Source organism: Streptomyces sp. MUM 203J (genome assembly GCF_022414595.1).
Lineage (GTDB): Bacteria > Actinomycetota > Actinomycetes > Streptomycetales > Streptomycetaceae > Streptomyces.
Window position 1 is genome coordinate 128,379 of the sequence record NZ_JADWYO010000005.1, and the last position, 22,334, is coordinate 150,712.

General features: G+C 71.3%; 17 protein-coding genes. 10 read left to right on the plus strand and 7 right to left on the minus strand.

What is annotated here, in order from left to right:
• The first annotated feature begins 34 nt into the window (after positions 1–34).
• Entirely contained in the window at positions 35–511 is a 477-nt protein-coding gene (locus tag I3F58_RS05225; RefSeq protein WP_240106995.1) for a hypothetical protein, read from the plus strand.
• A 417-nt stretch (positions 512–928) separates the two neighbouring features.
• On the opposite strand, the gene I3F58_RS05230 is transcribed toward I3F58_RS05225, so the two are convergent.
• A complete protein-coding gene (locus I3F58_RS05230; protein ID WP_240106996.1) occupies positions 929–1,468 on the minus strand; it encodes a hypothetical protein in 540 nt (179 codons plus the stop codon).
• A gap of 1,031 nt (positions 1,469–2,499) precedes the next feature.
• Here I3F58_RS05230 and ngcE point away from each other — a divergent pair.
• The 8 genes from ngcE to dxs all read left to right on the plus strand — a co-directional run bounded on the left by ngcE (position 2,500) and on the right by dxs (position 13,238).
• On the plus strand, positions 2,500–3,948 hold the full coding sequence (gene ngcE / locus I3F58_RS05235; protein WP_240106997.1) for an N-acetylglucosamine/diacetylchitobiose ABC transporter substrate-binding protein: 1,449 nt from the start codon (positions 2,500–2,502) through the stop codon (positions 3,946–3,948).
• A gap of 123 nt (positions 3,949–4,071) precedes the next feature.
• Positions 4,072–4,995 carry a carbohydrate ABC transporter permease gene (locus I3F58_RS05240; protein WP_240106998.1) on the plus strand — a complete coding sequence of 308 codons (924 nt, stop codon included), beginning with the start codon at positions 4,072–4,074 and terminating at the stop codon, positions 4,993–4,995.
• 27 nt (positions 4,996–5,022) lie between these two features.
• Positions 5,023–5,973 (plus strand): carbohydrate ABC transporter permease, encoded by a 951-nt coding sequence (locus tag I3F58_RS05245; RefSeq protein WP_240106999.1) that lies wholly within the window; start codon positions 5,023–5,025, stop codon positions 5,971–5,973.
• 212 nt (positions 5,974–6,185) lie between these two features.
• The gene (locus I3F58_RS05250; RefSeq protein WP_240107000.1) at positions 6,186–7,409 is read left to right on the plus strand and encodes an ROK family transcriptional regulator; all 1,224 of its coding nucleotides are present in this window, start codon (positions 6,186–6,188) and stop codon (positions 7,407–7,409) included.
• 124 nt (positions 7,410–7,533) lie between these two features.
• Positions 7,534–8,631 (plus strand): substrate-binding domain-containing protein, encoded by a 1,098-nt coding sequence (locus I3F58_RS05255; protein ID WP_374207906.1) that lies wholly within the window; start codon positions 7,534–7,536, stop codon positions 8,629–8,631.
• A 299-nt stretch (positions 8,632–8,930) separates the two neighbouring features.
• Entirely contained in the window at positions 8,931–9,725 is a 795-nt protein-coding gene (locus I3F58_RS05260; RefSeq protein WP_240107002.1) for an ATP-binding cassette domain-containing protein, read from the plus strand.
• A complete protein-coding gene (locus I3F58_RS05265) occupies positions 9,722–11,032 on the plus strand; it encodes a sugar ABC transporter permease (RefSeq protein WP_374207907.1) in 1,311 nt (436 codons plus the stop codon). Before I3F58_RS05260 ends, I3F58_RS05265 begins: the two co-directional genes overlap by 4 nt.
• A gap of 283 nt (positions 11,033–11,315) precedes the next feature.
• The gene (gene dxs / locus I3F58_RS05270) at positions 11,316–13,238 is read left to right on the plus strand and encodes a 1-deoxy-D-xylulose-5-phosphate synthase (RefSeq protein WP_240107003.1); all 1,923 of its coding nucleotides are present in this window, start codon (positions 11,316–11,318) and stop codon (positions 13,236–13,238) included.
• 78 nt (positions 13,239–13,316) lie between these two features.
• On the opposite strand, the gene I3F58_RS05275 is transcribed toward dxs, so the two are convergent.
• Positions 13,317–13,706, minus strand: coding sequence for a hypothetical protein (locus I3F58_RS05275; RefSeq protein WP_240107004.1), 390 nt, complete (start codon positions 13,704–13,706; stop codon positions 13,317–13,319).
• 146 nt (positions 13,707–13,852) lie between these two features.
• Positions 13,853–14,236: an NTP pyrophosphohydrolase gene (locus I3F58_RS05280; RefSeq protein ID WP_240107005.1), complete on the minus strand. Its 384-nt coding sequence runs from the start codon at positions 14,234–14,236 to the stop codon at positions 13,853–13,855.
• Between the two features lie 70 nt (positions 14,237–14,306).
• Here I3F58_RS05280 and recQ point away from each other — a divergent pair, with 70 nt between their 5' ends.
• Positions 14,307–16,175 carry a DNA helicase RecQ gene (recQ, locus tag I3F58_RS05285; RefSeq protein WP_240107006.1) on the plus strand — a complete coding sequence of 623 codons (1,869 nt, stop codon included), beginning with the start codon at positions 14,307–14,309 and terminating at the stop codon, positions 16,173–16,175.
• 172 nt (positions 16,176–16,347) lie between these two features.
• Here the strand turns inward: recQ and I3F58_RS05290 are convergent, their stop codons facing one another.
• From I3F58_RS05290 to I3F58_RS05305, 4 genes are all read right to left on the minus strand, one after another.
• The gene (locus I3F58_RS05290; protein ID WP_240107007.1) at positions 16,348–18,477 is read right to left on the minus strand and encodes a 3-hydroxyacyl-CoA dehydrogenase NAD-binding domain-containing protein; all 2,130 of its coding nucleotides are present in this window, start codon (positions 18,475–18,477) and stop codon (positions 16,348–16,350) included.
• Positions 18,474–19,700: an acetyl-CoA C-acyltransferase gene (locus I3F58_RS05295; RefSeq protein ID WP_240107008.1), complete on the minus strand. Its 1,227-nt coding sequence runs from the start codon at positions 19,698–19,700 to the stop codon at positions 18,474–18,476. The genes I3F58_RS05290 and I3F58_RS05295 overlap by 4 nt, the downstream gene beginning before the upstream one ends.
• 406 nt (positions 19,701–20,106) lie before the next feature.
• Positions 20,107–21,480: a ribonuclease D gene (locus I3F58_RS05300; RefSeq protein WP_240107009.1), complete on the minus strand. Its 1,374-nt coding sequence runs from the start codon at positions 21,478–21,480 to the stop codon at positions 20,107–20,109.
• Between the two features lie 79 nt (positions 21,481–21,559).
• Positions 21,560–22,222: a response regulator transcription factor gene (locus I3F58_RS05305; RefSeq protein WP_240107010.1), complete on the minus strand. Its 663-nt coding sequence runs from the start codon at positions 22,220–22,222 to the stop codon at positions 21,560–21,562.
• Positions 22,223–22,334 lie beyond the last annotated feature (112 nt).

Below are 22,334 nucleotides of genomic sequence, written 5' to 3' on the forward strand. Positions count from 1 at the left end.
CACCCTCGACCGGGCCGCCTGGGATAGTCGGCTCATGGTGCGAACGGACGACTCCGCCGGCGAAACCTCGCTGACCCCGGAGGAGCGCGCGGCGGCGGACTCCGCCGTTGCGACGGGTGCAGGACGCCGGGCTGGTGGCCGGCCGTGCACGCTCGACTCGCTGTTCGCAGCGTGGAGGGGCGTCGTGCGGGAGGTGGAGGAGGGCTACGCCTGGTGCGCGCCGGAGTTCGACGACGACATCTGGTGCCGGAGCGCGCTGGCCGGGGTGTGGCCGCTGCTGCCCCCGCGAGTGCGGGCGATGCGAGGACCCGAGCTCGACGGACTGGACGCCCGGTTCCGTGTGGCCACGGTTCCCTGGCCTGACCAGGACGAGGGACCGCACCAGTGGTGGAAGCGGAGAGTTCCCCGGATCCTCGAATCGGAGGAGGGCGAGGACCGAGGGCAGGGGTGGCCCCAGGGCTGGGAGATGCTGCCGTTCCCGAAGCCCGACTCGGTCCACGTCGTCGAGTGACCGGTCCCCCCGGCCGGTGCGGAGGGGATCCAGGTCGTCCGGCCCCGGTCCCGGACATCCGGGGGCCGTCCGTTTCCGGGCGGTGGGCGGCCCGGTCTCCGGGGCGGGCGCAGTACCGGCAGACGGCGGCGGCGGTGCCGGTGCGGGAGTACGCCGGTGCGGCGGTGGCGTGCCGGGTGGTGCTCCGTCATGTGTCAGGCACGGGGCGGGGGAACGCAGAACGGCCGCCTCCCCTCTTTCCCCTGCCCGCCTCCGCCCCGGACCCCTTCGGCGCCGTGCCCGGACGACGCTCGCCTTCCGGTGCCGGGCAAGGCGTGTTCCCCTCCTGGGGCTCCTGCTCGCGGGATCCCGGGCCGGCCGGGGGCGGGGCCCCGCGGCAGGGCCGTACATCGCGCACAGCAGGGCCGCCGGAGGTTCCTACGGGCACCCTCCGGCCGGTGACAGCCGGGTCACGCGCGCCAGCGGCACGTCCAGGGCCCGGCCGCCAGCCAGGACCCGTACCCTCCCGTGGCCCGCGCCCGAGCCGAGCGTCCCGCAGACCGACCCCGCGGACGTGGTGACCCGCACCAGCGCCGTGCCGTTCGCATCCGCCGGGCTCGGCCACCACGCGGTCGCCGTCGCCACCGCGACCAGCAGCACCGCCAGGAACGTCAGCCACAGCCCGCTCCGCAGCCTCCGCCCCGCCCGCGCCGCGTCCAGGGCCCGCCCCGGCAGCGGCCAGGCCACCCGGCCCACCAGGTAGGTCGCCCAGCACGCCACGGCCAGGGCCGCCAGTACCAGTACCCCGGCCGCGGCCTCCAGCCAGCGCGGCACCGGGGGCGTCCCGCTCTTCAGCACCCCGCACAGCCCGACGAACCCGAACACCGCGAGCTGCACGGTGTGCCAGCCCCGCGCCGAGCCCCGCGGCCCCTCCGCGCCGTCACGCTCACGGACGTCACTCACCCGGTCGTCGCTCATGGCGCAACGCCAGCACCGCCCGGCCGCCCGGTCAACGGGACGCGCCCCGCGTGCCCCGGATGCGCGGGCCGGACGGGAGAGCCGGGCGGCATGTCGTACCGCGAGGACGGTCCGTCGGACGGGGGCGTCGGGGCCGAGGGGCTCGGTGGGAGCCGGGCTGCTGGGGCTCGCAGAGCCCGGGACGGCGGCTTCCCCGGGCCGACCGGCCCGGACGCGTCCCGGCTCCCATGACGGGCGGCGCCCCCGCGGGGAGGAGGAGCGGAAGCCGGAGGCCGCCGGGCGCGAGCCGGAGACGGCCCGGCTGCGGGGGGCGGCCACCGGCAGCCCGCGGACGCGGAGGGGCCACGCTGCCCTTCCGCGCGCCGGTTCCGACGCCGCGGTCCTGTGACGGCTCTGCTCAGGGCCGCCGCCGCACACCCCGTACACGATCGGCGGCGGTGTGCACCACGGGCCGTCCCTCCGCTGCGCGCGGCGTCCGTTTCAGGCCGCCCCCCGCGTGCCGCCGAGCCGCGCACAGGTGCCGGTCCCGGTGCCCCCGTTCACCCGCCGGCGGTGTGACCGGACCGGCGAACTCCGCGAGCCGCACGCGCTGTTCGGTGCCGTCGGCCGGGGCACCGTCGGGATGCCGGGCGGGCCCCGGGGCGCCGCAGGGACCCGGCCTCGCCGTACCGGGCCGGTGACGCCCGGCACCGGTTCCCGGCGGACACGCGCAGCGGCACGACGCCCCTGCCGGACACGCCCACGGCTACCGCGCCCCGCTCGGCCTGACGGCGGAAAGAGTCGGGCCGAAAGTGTTGTCGATCTTGCCCCGTGGACGTTCAGTGGACTATACCTGTCGGCATCCGTGATGACGTGACCCCGGTCACGGCCCGGCGGTATCCAGCGACACCTTGCGCAGACCTGCACGACTCGGCATGACGACTCGGCACGACCCAGTTGCAACAGACCGCGGCGGCGGGGCCCTTCGCCTCAGGCGAGCCGTAAGGGCGACCGGGCACCGCCTGAGTCCTGGAGAAGGCGAGGACTTCAGCATGGGATCCACTCACGAACCGCACGCAGTCGGCCGGCGTGCGCTGATCAGACGATCCGCCGCGCTCGGGCTCGGCACCCTCCCGGCCGTGGGCCTGCTCTCCGCCTGCGCCACCGGAGGCGGCGGAGACGGCGGACAGAACCAGGGGCCCGCCCCCGCGGGTGAGAAGACCGCGAAGAACCCGCTGGGCGTCAAGGAGGGCGCCCCTCTGGAGGCGTTCATCTTCAAGGGCGGGCTCGGTGACCAGTACGCCAAGGACGCCGAGGCCGACTACAAGGCCATGTACAAGGCCGAGGTCACCCACACCGGCACCCAGCAGCTCGGCCCCAAGCTCACCCCCCGGTTCGCCGGCGGCAACCCGCCCGACGTCATCGACAACAACGGCGCCGACCACCTCGACCTCAACAAACTGTCCAGCCAGGGCCAGCTCCAGGACCTCGCCGCCCTGCTCGACGCGCCGTCCCTCGACGACCCCGCGAAGAAGGTGCGGGACACCATCCACCCCAGCACCCTGGAGAAGGGGAGGCACGGCGACACCTTCGACGTGCTCTTCTACGCCTTCACCATCTACGGCACCTGGTACTCGCAGAAGCTCATGGCCGACCGCGGCTGGACGTACCCCAGGACCCTCGACGAGATGGTCGCCCTCTGCGGCCGGATCAAGAAGGAGGGCATCGCCCCCTGGACGTACGCCGGAAAGTATCCGTACTACGTCCACTTCACCCTCTTCCCGCAGATCGCCAAGATCGGTGGCATGGAGAAGTGGATCGCCATCGACAACCTGGAGCCGCGCGCCTGGACCTCCAACGACGCGGTCCGCCAGGTCGTCGAGCACTACGAGGAGCTCGCGGCCAAGGGCTGCTTCCTGGAGGGCAGCAAGGGCCTGACGCACATTCAGTCCCAGACCGCCTGGACCAAGGGCAAGGCCGTGTTCATCCCGAACGGCACCTGGCTGGAGAACGAGGCCGCGCCCACCACCCCGGACGGTTTCGGCATGTCCGTCGGCGGCCTGCTCGACGGCGGCGCCGGCGACGCCATGCCCCACGGCGCCGTACGCGCCGAGCCCGGCGAGCCGTACGTCGTGGCCGCCAAGGGCAGGAACCCCATCGGCGGCATGGAGATGCTCCGCATCATGCTCTCCGAGAAGCACGCCCGGAACTTCTCCACCAGCGTGAAGTCCCTGACCTGCGTCACGGACGCCACCGAAGGCCTCACCCTCTCGCCGGGGCTCACCTCCGCCAGCGCGCTGTTCCGCGCGGCGGGCGACGACGTCATCACCATCCAGCTCCAGGACTGGTACCCCGCGCTGAGCGACGACAAGATCGGCGGGCTCACCGGCCAGCTCCTCGCGGGGGAGCTGAAGGCGGCCGACTGGATCAGGAAGGTGCAGGCCGAGAGCGACAAGGTGGCCCAGGACAGCCACGTCACCAAGTTCAAGCGCACCAGCTGAGCCGAGCGCCGGCCGGGCGGCGCACCAGCCTGAAGCGGTGCCCGGACCGAAGCGGCGCACCGACCGATCCGGGACCGACGAGGCCGCAGAGCCGGAAGCGAAGCAGGGAGGGCCGGGGAGCCCATGCAACACGGCAAGTACCGATTCATCGTGGGGTTCCTGGCCCTGCCGCTGCTCGTCTACGGCGTCTTCGTCGTCTCGCCGTTCGTCCAGGCCTTCCAGATCTCGATGACCGACTGGTCCGGCCTCGTCGGCAGCGCGCGCTTCGTGGGCCTCGACAACTTCGTGCGCCTCTGGGACAGCGACGACTTCTGGAACGCCCTGCGCCACAACGTTTCCATGCTGGCGCTCGTGCCGGTCGTGACCCTAGGGCTCGGGCTCTTCTTCGCCTTCATGCTGAACGTAGGCGGCCGGCGGCGCCGTGGAGACTCCGTGACCGGGGTCGCGGGGGCGCGTCTCTACCAGTTCGTCTTCTTCTTCCCGCAGGTCATCTCCATCACGATCATCGCCGTCATCTGGTTCAACATCTACAACCCCGACCCCGATGACGGCATGCTCAACTCGCTCCTGGGCACCCTCGGCCTGGGCGGTCTCCAGAACGCCTGGCTGGGGGAGAAGAGCATCGCGCTGTGGTGCATCAGCGCCGTGATGGTGTGGGGGAACGTCGGCTTCTACGTGGTGCTGTTCTCCGCCGCCATGGCGTCCATCCCGCGCGACATCTACGAAGCCGCCCTGCTCGACGGCGCCGGGCGGTTCCCCACCTTCTTCCGCATCACCCTGCCCCTGCTGTGGGACACGGTGCAGACCGGCTGGGTGTACATGGGCATCATCGCGCTGGACGCCTTCGCCCTCGTGCAGATCATGTCCGTGAACATGGGCGGTCCCGACGGCGCCACCGACGTCATGCCGCTGCGGCTGTACCAGACGGCGTTCCGCGACAGCCAGTACGGCTACGCCGCCGCGATGGGCGTCGCCATGCTCCTCGTGACCATGACCTTCGCCGTCCTCGCGCTGCGCCTCGGGCGCCGTGAGCGGATCGAGTACTGATCGAGCACCAGAGGGGACGCGCTGCTGATGGCTACCGACGAGATCCAGAAGACCGGGAACCCGGTCGCGCCCGGCGTGTACGAGGACGGCGAGCGGCCGGGATCCCTCACCAGGGCGCTCGGGCCCACCCCCGGGCGCTCGTCCGAGGGCGGGGTGCTGAACGTCTTCTCGCACGGGATCCTGGTGCTGTGGGCCCTGATGGTCGGGGTGCCGCTGCTGTGGGTGCTGTGGAGTTCGTTCAAGGACAGCAACGGCATCCTGACCGACCCGTGGGGGCTGCCCACCGTGTTCCACTGGGAGAACTGGACCAACGCCTGGAACGAGGCGAGCATGGGCCGGTACTTCCTGAACACGGCCGTCGTGGTCGGCGGCTCGGTGCTCGGCACGATGGTGCTCGGCTCGATGGCCGCCTACGTGCTCGCCCGTTTCTCCTTCCCGGGCAACCGGCTCGTCTACTACCTGTTCGTGGCCGGGATGTCGTTCCCGGTGTTCATGCTGGTGATCCCGCTGTTCTTCGTGCTGCGGGACTTTCCCGGCGGCTCCCTGCTGGCCTCGTACCACGGGCTGATCCTGGTGTACATCGCGTACTCGCTGCCCTTCACCGTGTTCTTCATGACCGCGTTCTTCCGTACGCTGCCGACCTCGGTCGCGGAGGCGGCGATGATCGACGGGGCCTCGCACACCCGGACGTTCTTCCAGGTCATGCTGCCGATGGCGAAGCCCGGTCTGATCAGCATCGGGATCTTCAACTTCCTAGGGCAGTGGAACCAGTACCTGCTGCCGATGGTGCTGAACCAGCGGGAGGACACGTACGTGCTGACGCAGGGACTCGCCATGATCGCGTTGCAGAACGGCTACGAGAACGACTGGGGGGCGCTCATGGCGGGGATGACCATCGCCATGCTGCCGGTTCTGGTCGTGTACGCGGTCTTCCAGCGGCAGGTGCAGGCGGGGCTCACGGCGGGCGCCCTGAAGTAGACCGCGAGCCGTCTACGGGTCATGAAGCGCCGGCCGGTGGAATCAGCCACCGGCTGGCGCTATCCGTATATGCGATTCCCGATATGCCGGGTTTCGCCTGAAAATACCTGCTCATCGGAGCTTCGTGATGCTCAAGGCCTTGACGGGAGGCAACCGCAAACGCTCAGCTTAGAGTTCACATGTTGGAGAAAACGGCAGGAGTGAGTGAGTCGATGGAGACTCCCGGGTCGCAGACATCACTGCATAAGGCCAACCTGGAGCGGGTCGTACGAGCGGTCCGGATGGCCGGTTCGCTCACCCAGGCGGAGATCGCCCGGGCCACCGGGCTGTCCGCCGCAACGGTCTCCAACATCGTGCGGGAGCTGAAGGAGGGCGGCACCGTCGAGGTCACCCCGACCTCGGCCGGCGGCCGGCGGGCCCGCAGCGTCTCGCTCAGCGGGGACGCCGGCATCGTCATCGGCGTCGACTTCGGCCACACCCACCTGCGGGTCGCTGTCGGCAACCTCGCCCACCAGGTGCTCGCGGAGGAGGCCGAGCCGCTGGACGTGGACGCCTCCAGCGCGGAGGGCTTCGACCGGGCGGAGCAGCTGGTCAAACGGCTCATCGCGACCACGGGCACGAGCCTGGACAAGGTCATCGGGGTGGGGCTGGGCGTTCCCGGGCCGATCGACGTCTCCTCCGGCACCCTCGGCTCCACCTCGATCCTCCCGGGCTGGAGCGGCATCAACCCCAGCCAGGAGCTGTCCGCCCGGCTCGGCGTCCCCGTACACGTCGACAACGACGCCAACCTCGGTGCACTCGGAGAGCTGGTGTGGGGTGCCGGGCGGGGGGTGCGCGACCTCGCGTACATCAAGGTCGCCAGCGGCGTGGGCGCCGGGCTGGTCATCGACGGGCAGATCTACCGGGGCCCGGGCGGCACCGCGGGCGAGATCGGGCACATCACCCTCGACGAGTCCGGGCCCGTCTGCCGCTGCGGCAACCGCGGCTGCCTGGAGACCTTCGCCGCCGCCCGGTACGTGCTGCCGCTGCTCCAGCCGGGGCACGGGCCCGACCTCACCATGGAGCGGGTCGTCCAGCTGGCCCGCGAGGGCGACCCGGGGTGCCGCCGGGTCGTCGCGGACGTGGGGCGGCACATCGGCAGCGGGGTGGCCAACCTCTGCAACCTGCTGAACCCGAGCCGGGTCGTGCTGGGCGGCGACCTCGCGGAGGCCGGCGAGCTGGTCCTCGGCCCCATCCGCGAGTCCGTGTCGCGGTACGCGATCCCCAGTGCCGCACGGCAGTTGGCGGTGGCGCCGGGGGCGCTCGGGGGGCGCGCCGAGGTGCTGGGCGCGCTCGCCCTGGTGCTGAGCGAAATGGGCGATTCGACCCTGTTGGAGAACTCGCATCAGGCCACCGCGAGGGATGCCGCCAGGGCCGCGACGGCTGCGTTCACTTAAAGAACGCATGGCACCGTTGTCATCTCGTTAAGGATTTACTCCTTGACGGTGAGGGCAGCGGCCGAGTTGACTCACAGCCACCTCGGCCGCAACGTCGCGGCCTCGTCAGGGAGGTAACCCCAGAATGAACGCAATGACGCGACGCGTTGTCATAGGTACGGCCGCGGTCTCCATGGCCCTGTCCCTCGCCGCCTGTGGGCAGGCCGGAGACTCGGACACGGCCGGTGACGGCGGTGACGGCAAGACCATCGGTCTGCTGCTCCCGGAGAACAAGACCACGCGCTACGAGACCTTCGACCGCCCGATCATCGAGGAGAAGATCAAGGAACTCTGCGAGGACTGCGAGGTCAAGTACAACAACGCCGCGCAGGACACCGAGACGCAGAAGAAGCAGTTCGACGCGCTCGTCACGCAGGGCGTCAAGGTCATCATCCTGGACGCGGTCGACTACAAGGCCACCAAGTCCTGGGTGCAGCAGGCCGAGAAGAAGGGCGTGAAGGTCGTCGCGTACGACCGGCTGGCCGAGGGCCCGATCGCCGCGTACGTCTCCTACGACAACGAGAAGATCGGTCGCCTCCAGGGCGAGGGCCTCGTCAAGGCGCTGGGCGACAAGGCGAAGGACGCCGAGATCGTCATGATCAACGGCTCCCCGACCGACCCGAACGCCCCGCTGTTCAAGAGGGGCGCGCACAGCGTCCTGGACAAGCAGGTCGGGAAGATCGTCTACGAGCAGGACATCCCGGACTGGTCGCCGGACGAGGCCAGCCGCAAGATGGGCGCCGCGATCGACGCCCTCGGCAAGGACGGCTTCCAGGCCGTCTACTCCGCCAACGACGGCATGGCCGGCGGCATCATCACCGCCCTCGGCAAGCAGGGCGTCAAGGTCCCCGTCGGCGGCCAGGACGCCGAGCTCGCCGGTCTGCAGCGGATCCTGAAGGGCGACCAGTCCTTCACGATCTACAAGCAGATCCGCCCCGAGGCCGAGACGACCGCGGAGATCGCCGTCGCGCTGCTGAAGGGCGACAAGTGGGAGCACCTCACGCCGTCGAAGGTCACCAGCCTGACGGGTGAGTTCAAGAACATCCCGGCGAAGCTCTACGACGCGCAGATCGTGACCAAGGACAAGATCGCGGACACGATCATCCTGGACAAGGTGTACTCGGCGGCCGACATCTGCACGGCGGAGTACAAGACCGCGTGTGAGGACGCGGGGATCAAGTAACCGTCGCGGGACGGTGCCGCCGGTGGCCGACCACCGGCGGCGTTTCCCCCCACCCCCTTCCCGGACCGGGGCCCCGCCCCGGACCCCGTACCACGCCTCGTAGGCAGCCCCCGGCTCGCAGAGCCGGGGGGAGCCGGTTCCGGACGTCCGACGGGCTGCAACGCGCCCGAACGGCGCTTGTCCTCGAGCGCCGGCCGGCCCTGAACGCGCCGCACGGATCCCGTCGCCCCTTGGCGCGCTCGCCCTCCACGCTTTCGCACGACCACCATCCCCCGCCGGACAGGGGCGGGGTGAAGGAGATGATTCACGTGTCCGCTACGCCCGTGCTGGCGTTGCGCGGAGTCTCCAAGCGGTTCGGCGCCGTCCAGGCGCTCACCGACGTAGACCTGGAGATCCACGCCGGTGAGGTTGTCGCCCTGCTGGGCGACAACGGCGCCGGCAAGTCCACCCTCGTCAAGACCATCTCGGGCGTCCACCCGATCGACGAGGGCGCCATCGAGTGGGAGGGGCGGCCCGTGCGGGTCACCCGGCCGCACGACGCCCAGGGGCTCGGGATCGCCACCGTCTACCAGGACCTCGCGCTCTGCGACAACCTCGACGTCGTCGCCAACCTCTTCCTCGGCACCGAGATCCGGCGCGCCGGCGTCATCGACGAGATCGCGATGGAGAAGCGCGCCAAGGAACTCCTGGACACCCTCTCCATCCGGATCCCGAGCGTCCGTATCCCGGTCGCCTCACTCTCCGGCGGACAGCGCCAGGTCGTCGCCATCGCCCGCGCCCTGATCGGCAACCCCAAGGTCGTCATCCTCGACGAGCCCACCGCCGCCCTCGGCGTGGAGCAGACCGCCCAGGTGCTCGACCTCGTCGAGCGGCTCCGCGAGAACGGCCACGGCGTCATCCTCATCACCCACAACATGGCCGACGTACGGGCCGTCGCCGACCGCGCCGCCATTCTGCGCCTCGGCCGCAACAACGGTGTCTTCGACGTCAAGGACACCTCCCACGAAGACATCGTCGCCGCCATCACCGGCGCCACGGACAACGCCGTCACGCGCCGCCAGGCCCGTACCGCCGCGAAGGGGGACGCACAGTGAGCGACCTCACCAAGACCCCCAGGCGCCAGGGCGGCGCCCACGCCGCCGGGAACGGCGGCAACGGCTCCGCCGGGCCCGCCCCGGCCGTCGACCCCCGGCTCCTCGTCCGCGAGGAGGGCCTCAGGGGTTACTTGACCGAGTTCGGCCGCAAGGTGCGCGGCGGTGAGCTGGGCTCCCTGCCGGTCCTCATCGGGCTCGTCGTCATCGCCGTCGTCTTCCAGTCGCAGAACGGCAACTTCCTGTCCGCCAGCTCGCTGGCGAACATCGCCGTCTACAGCGCGGGCCTCGGCATCATGGCCGTCGGTATCGTGTTCGTCCTCATCCTCGGAGAGATCGACCTCTCGGTCAGCTCCGTCGCGGGCGTCGGCGCCGCGGTCTGGGCCGTCCTCGCCGTGAACGGCGGCCTCAACGACTGGCTGGCCATCGTCCTCGCCCTGCTGTCCGGCCTCGCCATAGGCCTGCTGCACGGCTTCTTCTTCGCCAAGGTCGGGGTGCCGGCCTTCGTCGTGACCCTCGCCGGCTTCCTGGCCTGGAGCGGCTTCCAGATCTGGCTGCTGGGCTCCGAGGGCACCATCAACGTGCCGTCCGGCAGCGTCGTCGAAGACCTGACCGGCTACTTCTTCGCCGACAAGGCCGCCGCCTACGGCCTCGCCCTGGCCGCGGTCCTCGCCTACGGCGGCTCGCTGCTGCGGGAGGGCAGGCGCCGCCGCGCCGCCGGTCTGCTCGGCCGCCCGGCCGGCGAGATCGTGCTGCGGACCGCCTTCGTTGCCGTCCTGTGCTTCGCCGTCGCGTACGTACTGAACGAGCCCGCCGGTGCCCGGGGGCTCCCGCTGGCCCTGGTGATCTTCCTGGGCGTCCTGGTGCTCGCGGACTTCGTGGCCCGCCGCACCACCTTCGGCCGCCAGGTCTTCGCGGTCGGCGGCAGCTCCGAGGCCGCCCGCCGCGCCGGCATCAACGTCGACCGGGTCCGGATCACCGTGTTCGGCATCTCCGGCATGCTCGGCGCCTTCGGCGGCCTGTTCATCGCCAGCCTCCAGAGCGGCGCCAGCAAGAGCCTCGGCGGCGGCAACACCCTGATGCTGGTCATCGCCGCAGCCGTGATCGGCGGCACCAGCCTCTTCGGCGGCCGGGGCAAGGTCTGGTCCGCGCTGCTCGGCATGATCGTCATCCAGTCGATCCAGCAGGGCCTGAACATGCTCGGCATGGCCAGTGAGATCCAGTACATGATCACCGGTGCCGTGCTGCTCGCCGCCGTCGTGATCGACTCGGTGTCCCGCCGCACCCAGAAGGACGCCGGCCGCGCATAGCGGCCCGAGGAGCGGCGTATCTCACGTCCGCGCACGCCTCATGTGCCCGGCGCCGGGGAACCGGCGCCGGGCACGCGCGCGTCCTGGTACATCGGTATGTCCGGTACGTCGGCACATACGTGTACGACCTGTCGGCCGATGGTGTGATCATCGGTGTGACCGGCGACGTACGGCCCGATGTCCACAGTCCGGGACGGAACATTAGACTCAGCGGAATCGGCTCGCCCGATCCGGATCGACCAGACCAGCTCGACACGCACGCTCGACACACAAGGAGGCACGGGTGGCCTTGCTGACCCGCATCAGGGGACCGCGCGATCTCGACCGGCTCTCCCCGGAGCAGCTGGAGCAGCTGGCCTCGGAGATCCGCACGTTCCTCGTGGACGCGGTCTCCAAGACCGGCGGCCACCTCGGCCCCAACCTCGGTGTGGTGGAGCTGACCATCGCCCTGCACCGCGTCTTCCACTCCCCGCAGGACCGCATCCTGTGGGACACGGGCCACCAGTCGTACGTGCACAAACTGCTCACCGGCCGCCAGGACTTCTCCAAGCTGAAGATGAAGGGCGGCCTGTCCGGCTACCCGGCGCGTGCCGAGTCCGAGCACGACGTCATCGAGAACTCGCACGCCTCGACGGTCCTCGGCTGGGCCGACGGCCTCGCCAAGGCCAACGAGGTCCTCGGCAGGGGTGACCACGTCGTCGCCGTCATCGGGGACGGAGCCCTCACCGGCGGCATGGCCTGGGAGGCGCTCAACAACATCGCGGACGCCAAGGACCGGCCCCTGGTCATCGTCGTCAACGACAACGAGCGCTCCTACGCGCCCACCATCGGCGGCCTCGCCAACCACCTCGCAACCCTCCGTACGACGGACGGCTACGAGCGGTTCCTGGCCCGCACGAAGGACATCCTGGACCGCACCCCGGTCGTGGGTAAGCCCCTGTACGAGACGCTGCACGGCGCCAAGAAGGGCCTGAAGGACTTCATCGCGCCCCAGGGTCTCTTCGAGGACCTCGGTCTCAAGTACGTCGGCCCGGTCGACGGCCACGACCTGGCCGCCGTCGAGTCCGCGCTCCAGCGCGCCAAGCGCTTCAGCGGCCCGGTCATCGTGCACTGCCTCACCGAGAAGGGCCGCGGCTACCAGCCCGCCCTCCAGGACGAGGCGGACCGCTTCCACGCCGTCGGCAAGATCCACCCCGACACCGGTCTGCCCATCGCCTCCTCCGGCGCCGACTGGACCTCCGTCTTCGCCGACGAGATGGTCGAGCTGGGCAAGGAGCGCGAGGACGTCGTCGCCATCACGGCGGCCATGCTCCAGCCCGTCGGCCTGGACAAGTTCGCCAAGGCCTTCCCCGACCGCGTGTACGACGTCGGCATCGCGGAACAGCACGCCGCCGTCTCCGCCGCGGGCCTCGCCACCGGCGGGCTGCACCCGGTCGTCGCCGTCTACGCCACGTTCCTCAACCGGGCCTTCGACCAGGTCCTGATGGATGTCGCCCTGCACGACTGCGGCGTGACGTTCGTACTGGACCGGGCCGGGGTCACCGGCACCGACGGCGCCTCCCACAACGGCATGTGGGACATGTCGATCCTCCAGGTGGTGCCCAACCTGCGGATCGCCGCGCCGCGCGACGCCGAACAGGTGCGTGCCCAGCTCCGCGAGGCCGTCGCGGTCGAGGACGCCCCGACGGTGGTGCGCTACTCCAAGGGCGCGGTCGGCCCGGCCGTGGAGGCCGTGCGCCGGGTCGGCGGCATGGACGTGCTGCGCGAGGCGGACACCGACACGCCTGATGTCCTTCTGGTGTCCGTGGGCGCGCTGGCCCCGATGTGCCTGGAGATCGCGGACCTGCTCGACAAGCAGGGCATCTCCACGACGGTCGTGGACCCGCGCTGGGTCAAGCCGGTCGACGAGGCCATGGCCCCGCTCGCGGAGCGCCACCGGGTCGTCGTCACCGTCGAGGACAACGGCCGGGCCGGCGGCGTCGGCAGCGCCGTCGCCCAGGCCCTGAGGGATGCGGGCGTCGACATGCCGCTGCGGGACTTCGGTATCCCGCCGCGCTTCCTGGACCACGCCTCCCGCAAGGAGGTCCTCGCGGAGATCGGCCTGACCGCTCCCGACATCGCGCGCCAGGTCACCGGCCTGGTCGCCAGGCTCGACGGCCGGTACGAGGACGAGGCGGGCGCGGAGGTCGAGCCCATCCGGGACTGACGGCCGCCGGAACCGCTGCCGGGGCCGGTGGGATCACCCCGTACGGGGCGGTCCCACCGGCCCTTCGCCCCGGGCCCGTCAGGGCTCCAGCTTCACCGAGTTGTACGGGGTGTAGTCGTAGTCCGCGTAGGTGCCCGCGCGCTGGTTGCCCAGGCAGCGGGTGCCGTTGGTGCCCAGACAGTTGCGGGCTTTGGCGTCGCCGGTCTGGTTGTTGAAGAACCGCTTCATGCCGTACTGGTTGGAGAGGTTGTACGAGCCGTACCTGTACCACTTGTGGCTCGGGTTGCCGCCGTTCCAGCTCGCGTTCGGGTAGAGGCAGACGTAGCCGGACGGACAGCCCATGTAGGAGGCGCCCTGGTCGGTGGCCTGGGCGCTGCCGCTGAGCGCCAGGACACCGCCCGCGGCGAGCGCGACGCCTGCGGCGGCGGTCTTCCTGAGGGTGTGCAGGGTGTGCCTGATGTGCTTCATCTGGGTGTTCCCCCTGGGGTGTTGCCCCGGTCGTGACACATGTGGCCGTGACACGCGGCTCGGAGTGGTCTGGTCCGGGCCGCACCACCATGTTCCCGGGGCGCCGGGGGGAGGTGGCCAGCCGATATCCGGACAACCGTCACCCTTCAGGAGCGAACGGCGCGCGGACCGGCGCACTCCGCGCCGTGCTCCGCGACCCTCGCGCGCAGCGCGCGGTCGGCTGTGACGACGACACACCGGCGGGGCGCCGCGTCACGCGCGAGGTCCGTGATCGTGTCGTCCCCGCTGCCCGGCGCCGACACCACGCGGACGCCCGGGACCGGCTCCACGCCCCTGGCCCGGCCCTCCACCACGAGGACGATCTCGACCGGCCCGGGCAGCAGCCCCGGGACGCCGCCGGCGTAGCCCGCCAGCCGGTCGCGCAGGCGCTCGGCGGCGCCGCGGCGGTCCCGCCACCAGCCGTCGGGCACGGAACCGACGACGTTGGCGCCGTCGACGATCAGCAGGGGACGGTCTGCGGGCTCGGACATGGGACCCACGTTATCCACAGGCGACGGCCGGTTTTGTCCCGGTGCCGTTCGGCGCTCGTACTATTGCCGAATGACTTCTCCCCAAGCTTCCGGTACCGCCCCGGCCATCCCGGGCGGCGACCCGGCCCTGGACGTCCTCGGCCGGGTTTTCGGCTACGACTCCTTCCGAGGCGAGCAGCGGGAGATCATCGAGCACGTCATAGGCGGTGGCGACGCGCTCGTCCTCATGCCGACCGGTGGCGGAAAGTCGCTCTGCTACCAGATTCCCGCCCTCGTGCGGCCCGGGGTCGGGGTCGTCGTCTCGCCCCTCATCGCCCTGATGCAGGACCAGGTCGACGCCCTGCGCGCACTGGGTGTGAGGGCGGGGTTCCTCAACTCCACTCAGGACCTGGACGAGCGGCGACTGGTGGAGGCGGAGTTCGCGGCGGGAGAGCTGGACCTGCTGTATCTCGCGCCCGAGCGGCTGCGGGTCGATTCCACACTGCGGCTGCTGGAGCGCGGGAAGATCGCTCTGTTCGCCATCGACGAGGCGCACTGCGTGGCCCAGTGGGGCCACGACTTCCGGCCGGACTACCTCCAGCTGTCCCAGCTCCACGAGCGCTGGCCCGACGTGCCCCGTATCGCGCTCACCGCGACCGCCACCCGGGCCACGCACGGGGAGATCGCCTCCCGGCTGAACCTCCAGGGCGCCCGGCACTTCGTCGCCAGTTTCGACCGGCCGAACATCCAGTACCGCATCGAGCCGAAGAACGAGCCGAAGAAGCAGCTCCTCGCGCTGCTGAAGGGCGAGCACGCGGGCGACGCGGGCATCGTGTACTGCCTGTCCCGGGCCTCGGTGGAGAAGACCGCCGCGTTCCTGGCCGAGAACGGCGTCGACGCCGTCCCGTACCACGCCGGGCTCGACGCCCGTGTCCGTGCCGCGAACCAGGCGCGGTTCCTGCGGGAGGACGGGCTCGTGGTGGTCGCCACGATCGCGTTCGGCATGGGCATCGACAAACCCGACGTCCGGTTCGTCGCACACCTCGACCTGCCGAAGTCCGTCGAGGGCTACTACCAGGAGACCGGCCGCGCGGGCCGCGACGGCCTGCCGTCCACGGCGTGGCTGGCGTACGGGCTCAACGACGTCGTGCAGCAGCGCCGCATGATCGACACGTCTGAGGGCGACGCCGAGCACCGGCGCCGGCTGGCCGCACATCTGGACGCGATGCTCGCGCTGTGCGAGACCGTCGAGTGCCGGCGGGTGCGGCTCCTCGCGTACTTCGGCCAGGAGGGTGCCACCGCGTGCGGCAACTGCGACACCTGCCTGACCCCGCCGAAGTCCTGGGACGGCACGATCGCCGCGCAGAAGCTGCTGTCGACCGTCGTACGGCTCAAGCGCGAGCGGAACCAGTCGTTCGGCGTCGGCCAGATCGTCGACATCCTGCTGGGCCGCAGGACCGCGAAGGTGCTGCGCTTCGACCATGACGCGCTGAGCGTCTTCGGGATCGGCGCGGACCTCGGCGAGGCCCAGTGGCGGGGAGTCGCCCGCCAGCTTCTCGCGCAGGGGCTGCTGGCCGTGCAGGGCGAGTTCAACACACTGGTGCTGACCGACGACTCCGCCGATGTCCTGGGCGGTCGGCGTGAGGTGCTGCTGCGCAGCGAGCCGGAGAAGCCCGCGAGGGCGCCCAGGGGCGCGTCCGGCGGCAGGAAGAAGCCCGCGCCCGTGGACCTGCCCGCGGAGGCACTGCCGGTCTTCGAGCGCCTGCGCGCCTGGCGGGGCGCCACGGCCAAGGAGCAGGGCGTGCCCGCGTACGTCATCTTCCATGACGCGACGCTGCGGGAGATCGCGACGGCACGGCCGGGAAGCCTGGCCGAGCTGGGCGCGGTCAGCGGCGTGGGCGAGAACAAGCTGGCGAAGTTCGGCGACGGCATCCTGGAGGTGCTGGTCCAGGAGGGCTGAGCCCCGGGCGGTCCTTCCCGGGTCCTGCTCCTTCCCGGCGGAACCGTTGCGCGGCTTCCGCCGCGTAAGGGGCTGCCCCCCTCTTCACCCCCGTCCGGGAAGAGGCGGGAACGGACGAGCGGGCCGCACGGGGACAGTCCCCGTGCGGCCCGTCGGACTCGGCGGCAGTCGGTTACGCCGGGACGCTCGCCACGCCCTGCGCCAGGAACCGCTTGCCGTTCACCCGCTCGGAGACACCCTCACGGTCCAGGTACGGCGTGATGCCGCCCAGGTGGAAGGGCCAGCCGGCACCGGTGATCAGGCACAGGTCGATGTCCTGCGCCTCGGCCACCACGCCCTCGTCGAGCATCAGGCCGATCTCCTGCGCGACCGCGTCCAGGACGCGGTCGCGCACCTGCTCCTCGGTCAGCACGACGTCGCCCTGCTTGAGCAGCGCCGCGACCTCCGGGTCCAGCTCCGGCTTGCCGGAGTCGTACACGTAGAAGCCGCGCTTCCCGGCCTCGACGACGGCCTTCAGGTTCGGGGACACCGTGAAGCGGTCCGGGAAGGAGCGGTTCAGGGTCTCCGACACGTGCAGACCGATCGCGGGGCCGACCAGCTCCAGCAGCACCAGCGGCGACATCGGCAGACCGAGCGGCTCGACGGCCTTCTCGGCGGTCTCCACGGAGGTGCCCTCGTCGATGACGTTCTGGATCTCGCCCATGAAACGGGTCAGGATGCGGTTGACGACGAACGCCGGGGCGTCCTTCACCAGCACGGCCGTCTTCTTCAGCTTCTTGGCGACGCCGAAGGCCGTGGCCAGCGACGCGTCGTCGGTCTGCTCACCGCGGACGATCTCCAGCAGCGGCAGCACGGCGACCGGGTTGAAGAAGTGGAATCCGACGACCCGCTCCGGGTGGCGGAGCTTGGAGGCCATCTCGGACACCGACAGCGAGGAGGTGTTGGTGGCGAGGATCGCGTGCGCCGGGGCGACCGCCTCGACCTCGGCGAACACCTTCTGCTTGACGGACATCTCCTCGAACACGGCCTCGATGATGAAGTCCGCGTCCGCGAAGCCCTCGGCCTTGTCCAGGACACCGGTGACCAGCGCCTTCAGACGGTTGGCCTTGTCCTGGTTGATGCGGCCCTTGCCGAGCAGCTTGTCGATCTCGGCGTGGACATAGCCCACACCCTTGTCGACGCGCTCCTGGTCGATGTCCGTGAGGACGACCGGGACCTCGAGGCGGCGCAGGAAGAGCAGGGCGAGCTGCGAGGCCATCAGACCGGCGCCGACGACGCCGACCTTGGTGACCGGTCGGGCCAGGCTCTTGTCCGGTGCGCCGGCCGGGCGCTTGCCGCGCTTCTGTACCAGGTTGAAGGCGTAGATGCCGGAGCGCAGCTCGCCGCCCATGATCAGGTCCGCGAGGGCCTGGTCCTCGGCGTCGAAGCCCTTCTGGAGGTCGCCGTCCTTGGCGGCCTCGATGATGTCGAGGGCCCGGTAGGCGGCCGGGGCCGCGCCGTGCACCTTGCCGTCCGCGATGAACCGGCCGCGGGCCACGGCGGCGTCCCACGCCTCGCCGCGGTCCACCTCGGGACGCTCGACGGCGACCTCGCCCTTCAGGACCTTCGCGGTCCAGAGGAGCGACTGCTCCAGGAAGTCCGCGCCCTCGAAGATCGCGTCCGCGATGCCCAGCTCGAAGACCTGCTTGCCCTTGAGCTGGCGGTTCTGGTTCAGCGAGTTCTCGATGACGACCGAGACGGCCTTGTCGGCGCCGATCAGGTTCGGCAGGATCGTGCAGCCGCCCCAGCCCGGGACCAGGCCCAGGAAAACCTCGGGGAGCGAGAAGGCCGGCAGGGCCTTCGACACGGTCCGGTAGGTGCAGTGCAGACCGGCCTCGACACCGCCGCCCATCGCCGCGCCGTTGTAGTACGCGAAGGTGGGGACGGCCAGCGCGGCCAGGCGCTTGAAGACGTCGTGGCCGCCCTTGCCGATGGCCAGGGCCTCCTCGTGCTGCTTCAGCAGCTCGACGCCCTTGAGGTCGGCGCCCACGGCGAAGATGAACGGCTTGCCGGTCAGGCCGACACCGACGATCTCGCCCTCGGCGGCCTCCTTCTCGACCTGGTCGATCGCCGTGTTCAGGTTGGCGAGCGACTGCGGGCCGAAGGTGGTCGGCTTGGTGTGGTCGAAGCCGTTGTCCAGGGTGATCAGCGCGAAGCGGCCGGCGCCGAACGGCAGGTCGAAGTGGCGTACGTGCGCGCTCGTGACGACCTCGTCCGGGAACAGCTCGGCCGCCTTCTTCAAAAGCTCAGCGGTGGTGCTCACTTGCTGCCTCCGGCGTCCTTGTGGTGCGGGTTCTCCCAGATGACCGTGGCGCCCATGCCGAAGCCGACGCACATGGTGGTGAGGCCGTAGCGGACCTCGGGCTGCTCCTCGAACTGGCGGGCCAGCTGGGTCATCAGCCGGACGCCGGAGGAGGCCAGCGGGTGACCGAACGCGATCGCGCCGCCGTACTGGTTGACGCGCGCGTCGTCGCCCGCGATGCCGTAGTGGTCGAGGAAGGCCAGGACCTGGACGGCGAAGGCCTCGTTGATCTCGAACAGGCCGATGTCGCCGATGGCCAGGCCCGCCTTGGCGAGCGCCTTCTCGGTGGCCGGGATCGGGCCGTAGCCCATGACCTCGGGCTCGACGCCGGCGAAGGCGTACGAGACGAGTCGCATCTTGACCGGGAGGCCGTTCTCGCGGGCGAAGTCCTCGGACGCGATGATCGACGCGGTGGCGCCGTCGTTGAGCCCCGCGGCGTTACCGGCGGTGACCCGGCCGTGCACGCGGAACGGGGTCTTGAGACCGGCCAGGTTCTCCAGCGTGGTGCCCGGGCGCATCGGCTCGTCGGCGGTGACCATGCCCCAGCCGGTCTCGCCCGCCTCGGGGGTGGTGCGGCGCACCGAGATCGGCACCAGGTCCTGCTGGATCTTGCCGTCGGCGTACGCCTTGGCGGCCTTCTCCTGGGAGCGCACGGCGTACTCGTCGGCACGCTGCTTGGTGATCTGCGGGTACCGGTCGTGCAGGTTCTCCGCGGTCATGCCCATGAACAGGGCCGACTCGTCGACCAGCTTCTCCGACACGAAGCGCGGGTTCGGGTCGACGGCCTCGCCCATGGGGTGGCGGCCCATGTGCTCGACACCGCCGGCGATCACCGCGTCGTACGCGCCGAAGGCGATGGAACCGGCGGTGGTCGTCACCGCGGTCAGCGCGCCCGCGCACATGCGGTCGATCGAGTAGCCCGGCACCGACTCCGGCAGGCCCGCGAGGATGCCCGCGGTCCGGCCGAGGGTCAGGCCCTGGTCACCGATCTGCGTGGTCGCGGCGATGGCGACCTCGTCGATCTGCTTCGGGTCGAGGCCGGGGTTGCGGCGCAGCAGCTCCCGGATGGCCTTCACAACGAGATCGTCGGCGCGGGTCTCGTGGTAGATGCCCTTCGGGCCCGCCTTGCCGAACGGGGTGCGGACGCCGTCGACGAAGACGACGTCCCTGACGGTACGAGGCACGATGGCTCTCCTCCAGGGTGCGGGATGGCACTGCTGCGGCGCGTGCGCTGAGCGCGCGCTCAGGTTCATGCTACTTGTGGGTAACCAGCCTGCCCAGCCCCCCGGCCCGGAGCGGCGAACGTCACACGTACGGCCCCGCACGGCGGGCGAGGCCCGTACAGAGGGCACGGCCCCGCACAGCCCGGGTTCCTGTCCGGCCGTGGCACTGCCTGGAACCGCACCGTTCGGCGGCCCTGGCCGCGCGGGACCGCCGCCTGACGACCGGGCGCCCCGCCGAACCGGCGCGCACACCGGGGACGCGCTCCCGCGCCCCCACGCAGAAGGAAGGGCGCCCCCGGGTTCGTACGGACTCCGTACGAACCCGGGGGCGCCCTTCCGGTGACGGGATCCGCCCGGGGCGGGCCGCTCAGGCCTTCCTGCTGCGGAGGGCCTTCACCAGCTCCGGTGTCACCTGTTCGATCTGCCACGGCCGCGCCCCGTATCCGGCGAGCGCCCCGGCCACCGACTCGGCGGCCGGGTCCTCCGGGGGCTCCCAGCAGACACGGCGCACCGTGTCGGGCGTGATCAGGTTCTCCTGCGGCAGGTTCAGCTCCTCGGCCAGAGCCGACACCGCCGCCCGGGCCGCCGACAGCCGGGCCGCGGCGGCCGGGTCCTTGTCCGCCCAGGAGCGCGGTGGGGGAGGGCCCGCCACGGGCTGGCCGGGCTGGGGCAGCCCGCTGTCGGGCAGCGCCTTGGCCCGGTCGACGGCCGCCTGCCACTGTTCCAGCTGGCGGCGGCCCATCCGGGCGCCGAAGCCGGGCAGCGCGGTCAGCGCGGCCACGTTCGACGGCAGCGCCAGCGCGGCCTCCACGATCGCGGCGTCGCTCAGCACCTTGCCCGGTGACACGTCCCGCCGCTGGGCGATGCGGTCCCGGGTCGTCCACAGCTCCCGCACGACGGCCATCTGGCGACGGCGGCGCACCTTGTGCATCCCCGACGTACGGCGCCAGGGGTCCTTGCGCGGGGGCGGCGGCGGCGCGGCGGCGATCGCGGCGAACTCCTGGCGGGCCCACTCCAGCTTGCCCTGCCGGTCCAGCTCCTTCTCCAGCGCGTCCCGCAGGTCGACGAGCAGCTCGACGTCCAGCGCCGCGTACCGGAGCCAGGGCTCGGGCAGAGGGCGGGTGGACCAGTCCACCGCGGAGTGCCCCTTCTCCAGGACGAATCCGAGGACGGACTCGACCATGGCACCGAGGCCCACGCGCGGGAAGCCCGCGAGGCGCCCGGCCAGTTCGGTGTCGAACAGCTCGCTCGGCACCATGCCTATCTCCCGCAGGCACGGCAGGTCCTGGGTCGCGGCGTGCAGGATCCACTCGGTGCCGTCCAGTGCCGAGCCGAGCGCCGACAGGTCGGGGCAGCCGACCGGGTCGATCAGCGCGGTCCCGGCGCCCTCGCGGCGCAGCTGCACCAGGTAGGCGCGCTGGCCGTAGCGGTAGCCGGACGCCCGCTCGGCGTCGACGGCGACAGGGCCGGTCCCCTCGGCGAAAGTCTCGATGACCTGCGCCAGCGCGTCGGCGTCGGCGACGACGGGAGGAATGCCCTCGCGGGGCTCCAGCAGGGGCACCGGCTCGGTGCCGGGCTGCGGGTCGGGCTCGGAAACCGGCCCGGGGGCGGGCGGCGAGGCCGGTGCGGTGGGAGCGCGGCCCACAGCGGCGGCCCCCTCGGCTGCGACGCCGTCGTCCGGAGGGCCGCCCCCGGCGGTTCGCAGTGATGTCTTAGCTGCGGTGTCTCGGGCGTCGGTCACCTGTCAAGGGTATCTGTGAACGGAAGGCGCCCGTCGACGGAACGTTCCGTCGACGGGCGCGTGAACGGGGGGACGACTGTCAGTGGATGATGCCGGTACGGAGCGCCACCGCGACCATGCCGGCCCGGTCGCCGGTGCCCAGCTTGCGGGCGATCCGGGCGAGGTGACTCTTCACGGTGAGCGCGGACAGGCCCATCGAGACGCCGATGGCCTTGTTCGACTGGCCCTCAGCCACCAGCCGGAGCACCTCGACCTCGCGCCCCGACAGCTCGCGGTAGCCGCCGGGGTGCCCCGGGGCGCCCGGAGGGCGGCGGTGCAGCCGGGCCGCGGCGGACCCGATGGGTGCGGCGCCCGGCCGGGTCGGGTGCCCGATGTTCGTACGGGTGCCGGTGACGACATAACCCTTGACGCCGCCCGCCAGGGCGTTGCGTACGGCGCCGATGTCGTCGGCGGCCGACAGGGCCAGGCCGTTGGGCCAGCCGGCGGCGCGGGTCTCGGACAGCAGGGTGAGCCCGGAACCGTCGGGCAGGTGGACGTCCGCGACACAGATGTCACGGGGGTTGCCGATACGGGGACGGGCCTCCGCGATGGACGACGCCTCGATGACGTCGCGCACTCCGAGCGCCCACAGGTGGCGGGTCACGGTGGAGCGGACGCGCGGGTCGGCCACGACGACCATGGCCGTCGGCTTGTTCGGGCGGTAGGCGACCAGGCTTGCGGGCTGCTCGAGGAGAACGGACACCAGGCCTCCTGGGAAGGTGCGGGACACTGCCCGGCTCGGGGAAGTGGCCGGGGCGAACCGTGCAGATAGGGTCACAGACCTCTTCGGCAGCAACCCCACCCTCCTTTAGGGG

What these genes read in the sequence shown, in the direction of transcription:
- I3F58_RS05225 (WP_240106995.1), top strand. Translation starts at nt 35, where the DNA reads ATGGTGCGAACGGACGACTCCGCCGGCGAAACCTCGCTGACCCCGGAG.
- I3F58_RS05230 (WP_240106996.1), bottom strand. Translation starts at nt 1,468, where the DNA reads ATGAGCGACGACCGGGTGAGTGACGTCCGTGAGCGTGACGGCGCGGAG.
- ngcE (WP_240106997.1), top strand. Translation starts at nt 2,500, where the DNA reads ATGGGATCCACTCACGAACCGCACGCAGTCGGCCGGCGTGCGCTGATC.
- I3F58_RS05240 (WP_240106998.1), top strand. Translation starts at nt 4,072, where the DNA reads ATGCAACACGGCAAGTACCGATTCATCGTGGGGTTCCTGGCCCTGCCG.
- I3F58_RS05245 (WP_240106999.1), top strand. Translation starts at nt 5,023, where the DNA reads ATGGCTACCGACGAGATCCAGAAGACCGGGAACCCGGTCGCGCCCGGC.
- I3F58_RS05250 (WP_240107000.1), top strand. Translation starts at nt 6,186, where the DNA reads ATGGAGACTCCCGGGTCGCAGACATCACTGCATAAGGCCAACCTGGAG.
- I3F58_RS05255 (WP_374207906.1), top strand. Translation starts at nt 7,534, where the DNA reads ATGAACGCAATGACGCGACGCGTTGTCATAGGTACGGCCGCGGTCTCC.
- I3F58_RS05260 (WP_240107002.1), top strand. Translation starts at nt 8,931, where the DNA reads ATGATTCACGTGTCCGCTACGCCCGTGCTGGCGTTGCGCGGAGTCTCC.
- I3F58_RS05275 (WP_240107004.1), bottom strand. Translation starts at nt 13,706, where the DNA reads ATGAAGCACATCAGGCACACCCTGCACACCCTCAGGAAGACCGCCGCC.
- I3F58_RS05280 (WP_240107005.1), bottom strand. Translation starts at nt 14,236, where the DNA reads ATGTCCGAGCCCGCAGACCGTCCCCTGCTGATCGTCGACGGCGCCAAC.
- recQ (WP_240107006.1), top strand. Translation starts at nt 14,307, where the DNA reads ATGACTTCTCCCCAAGCTTCCGGTACCGCCCCGGCCATCCCGGGCGGC.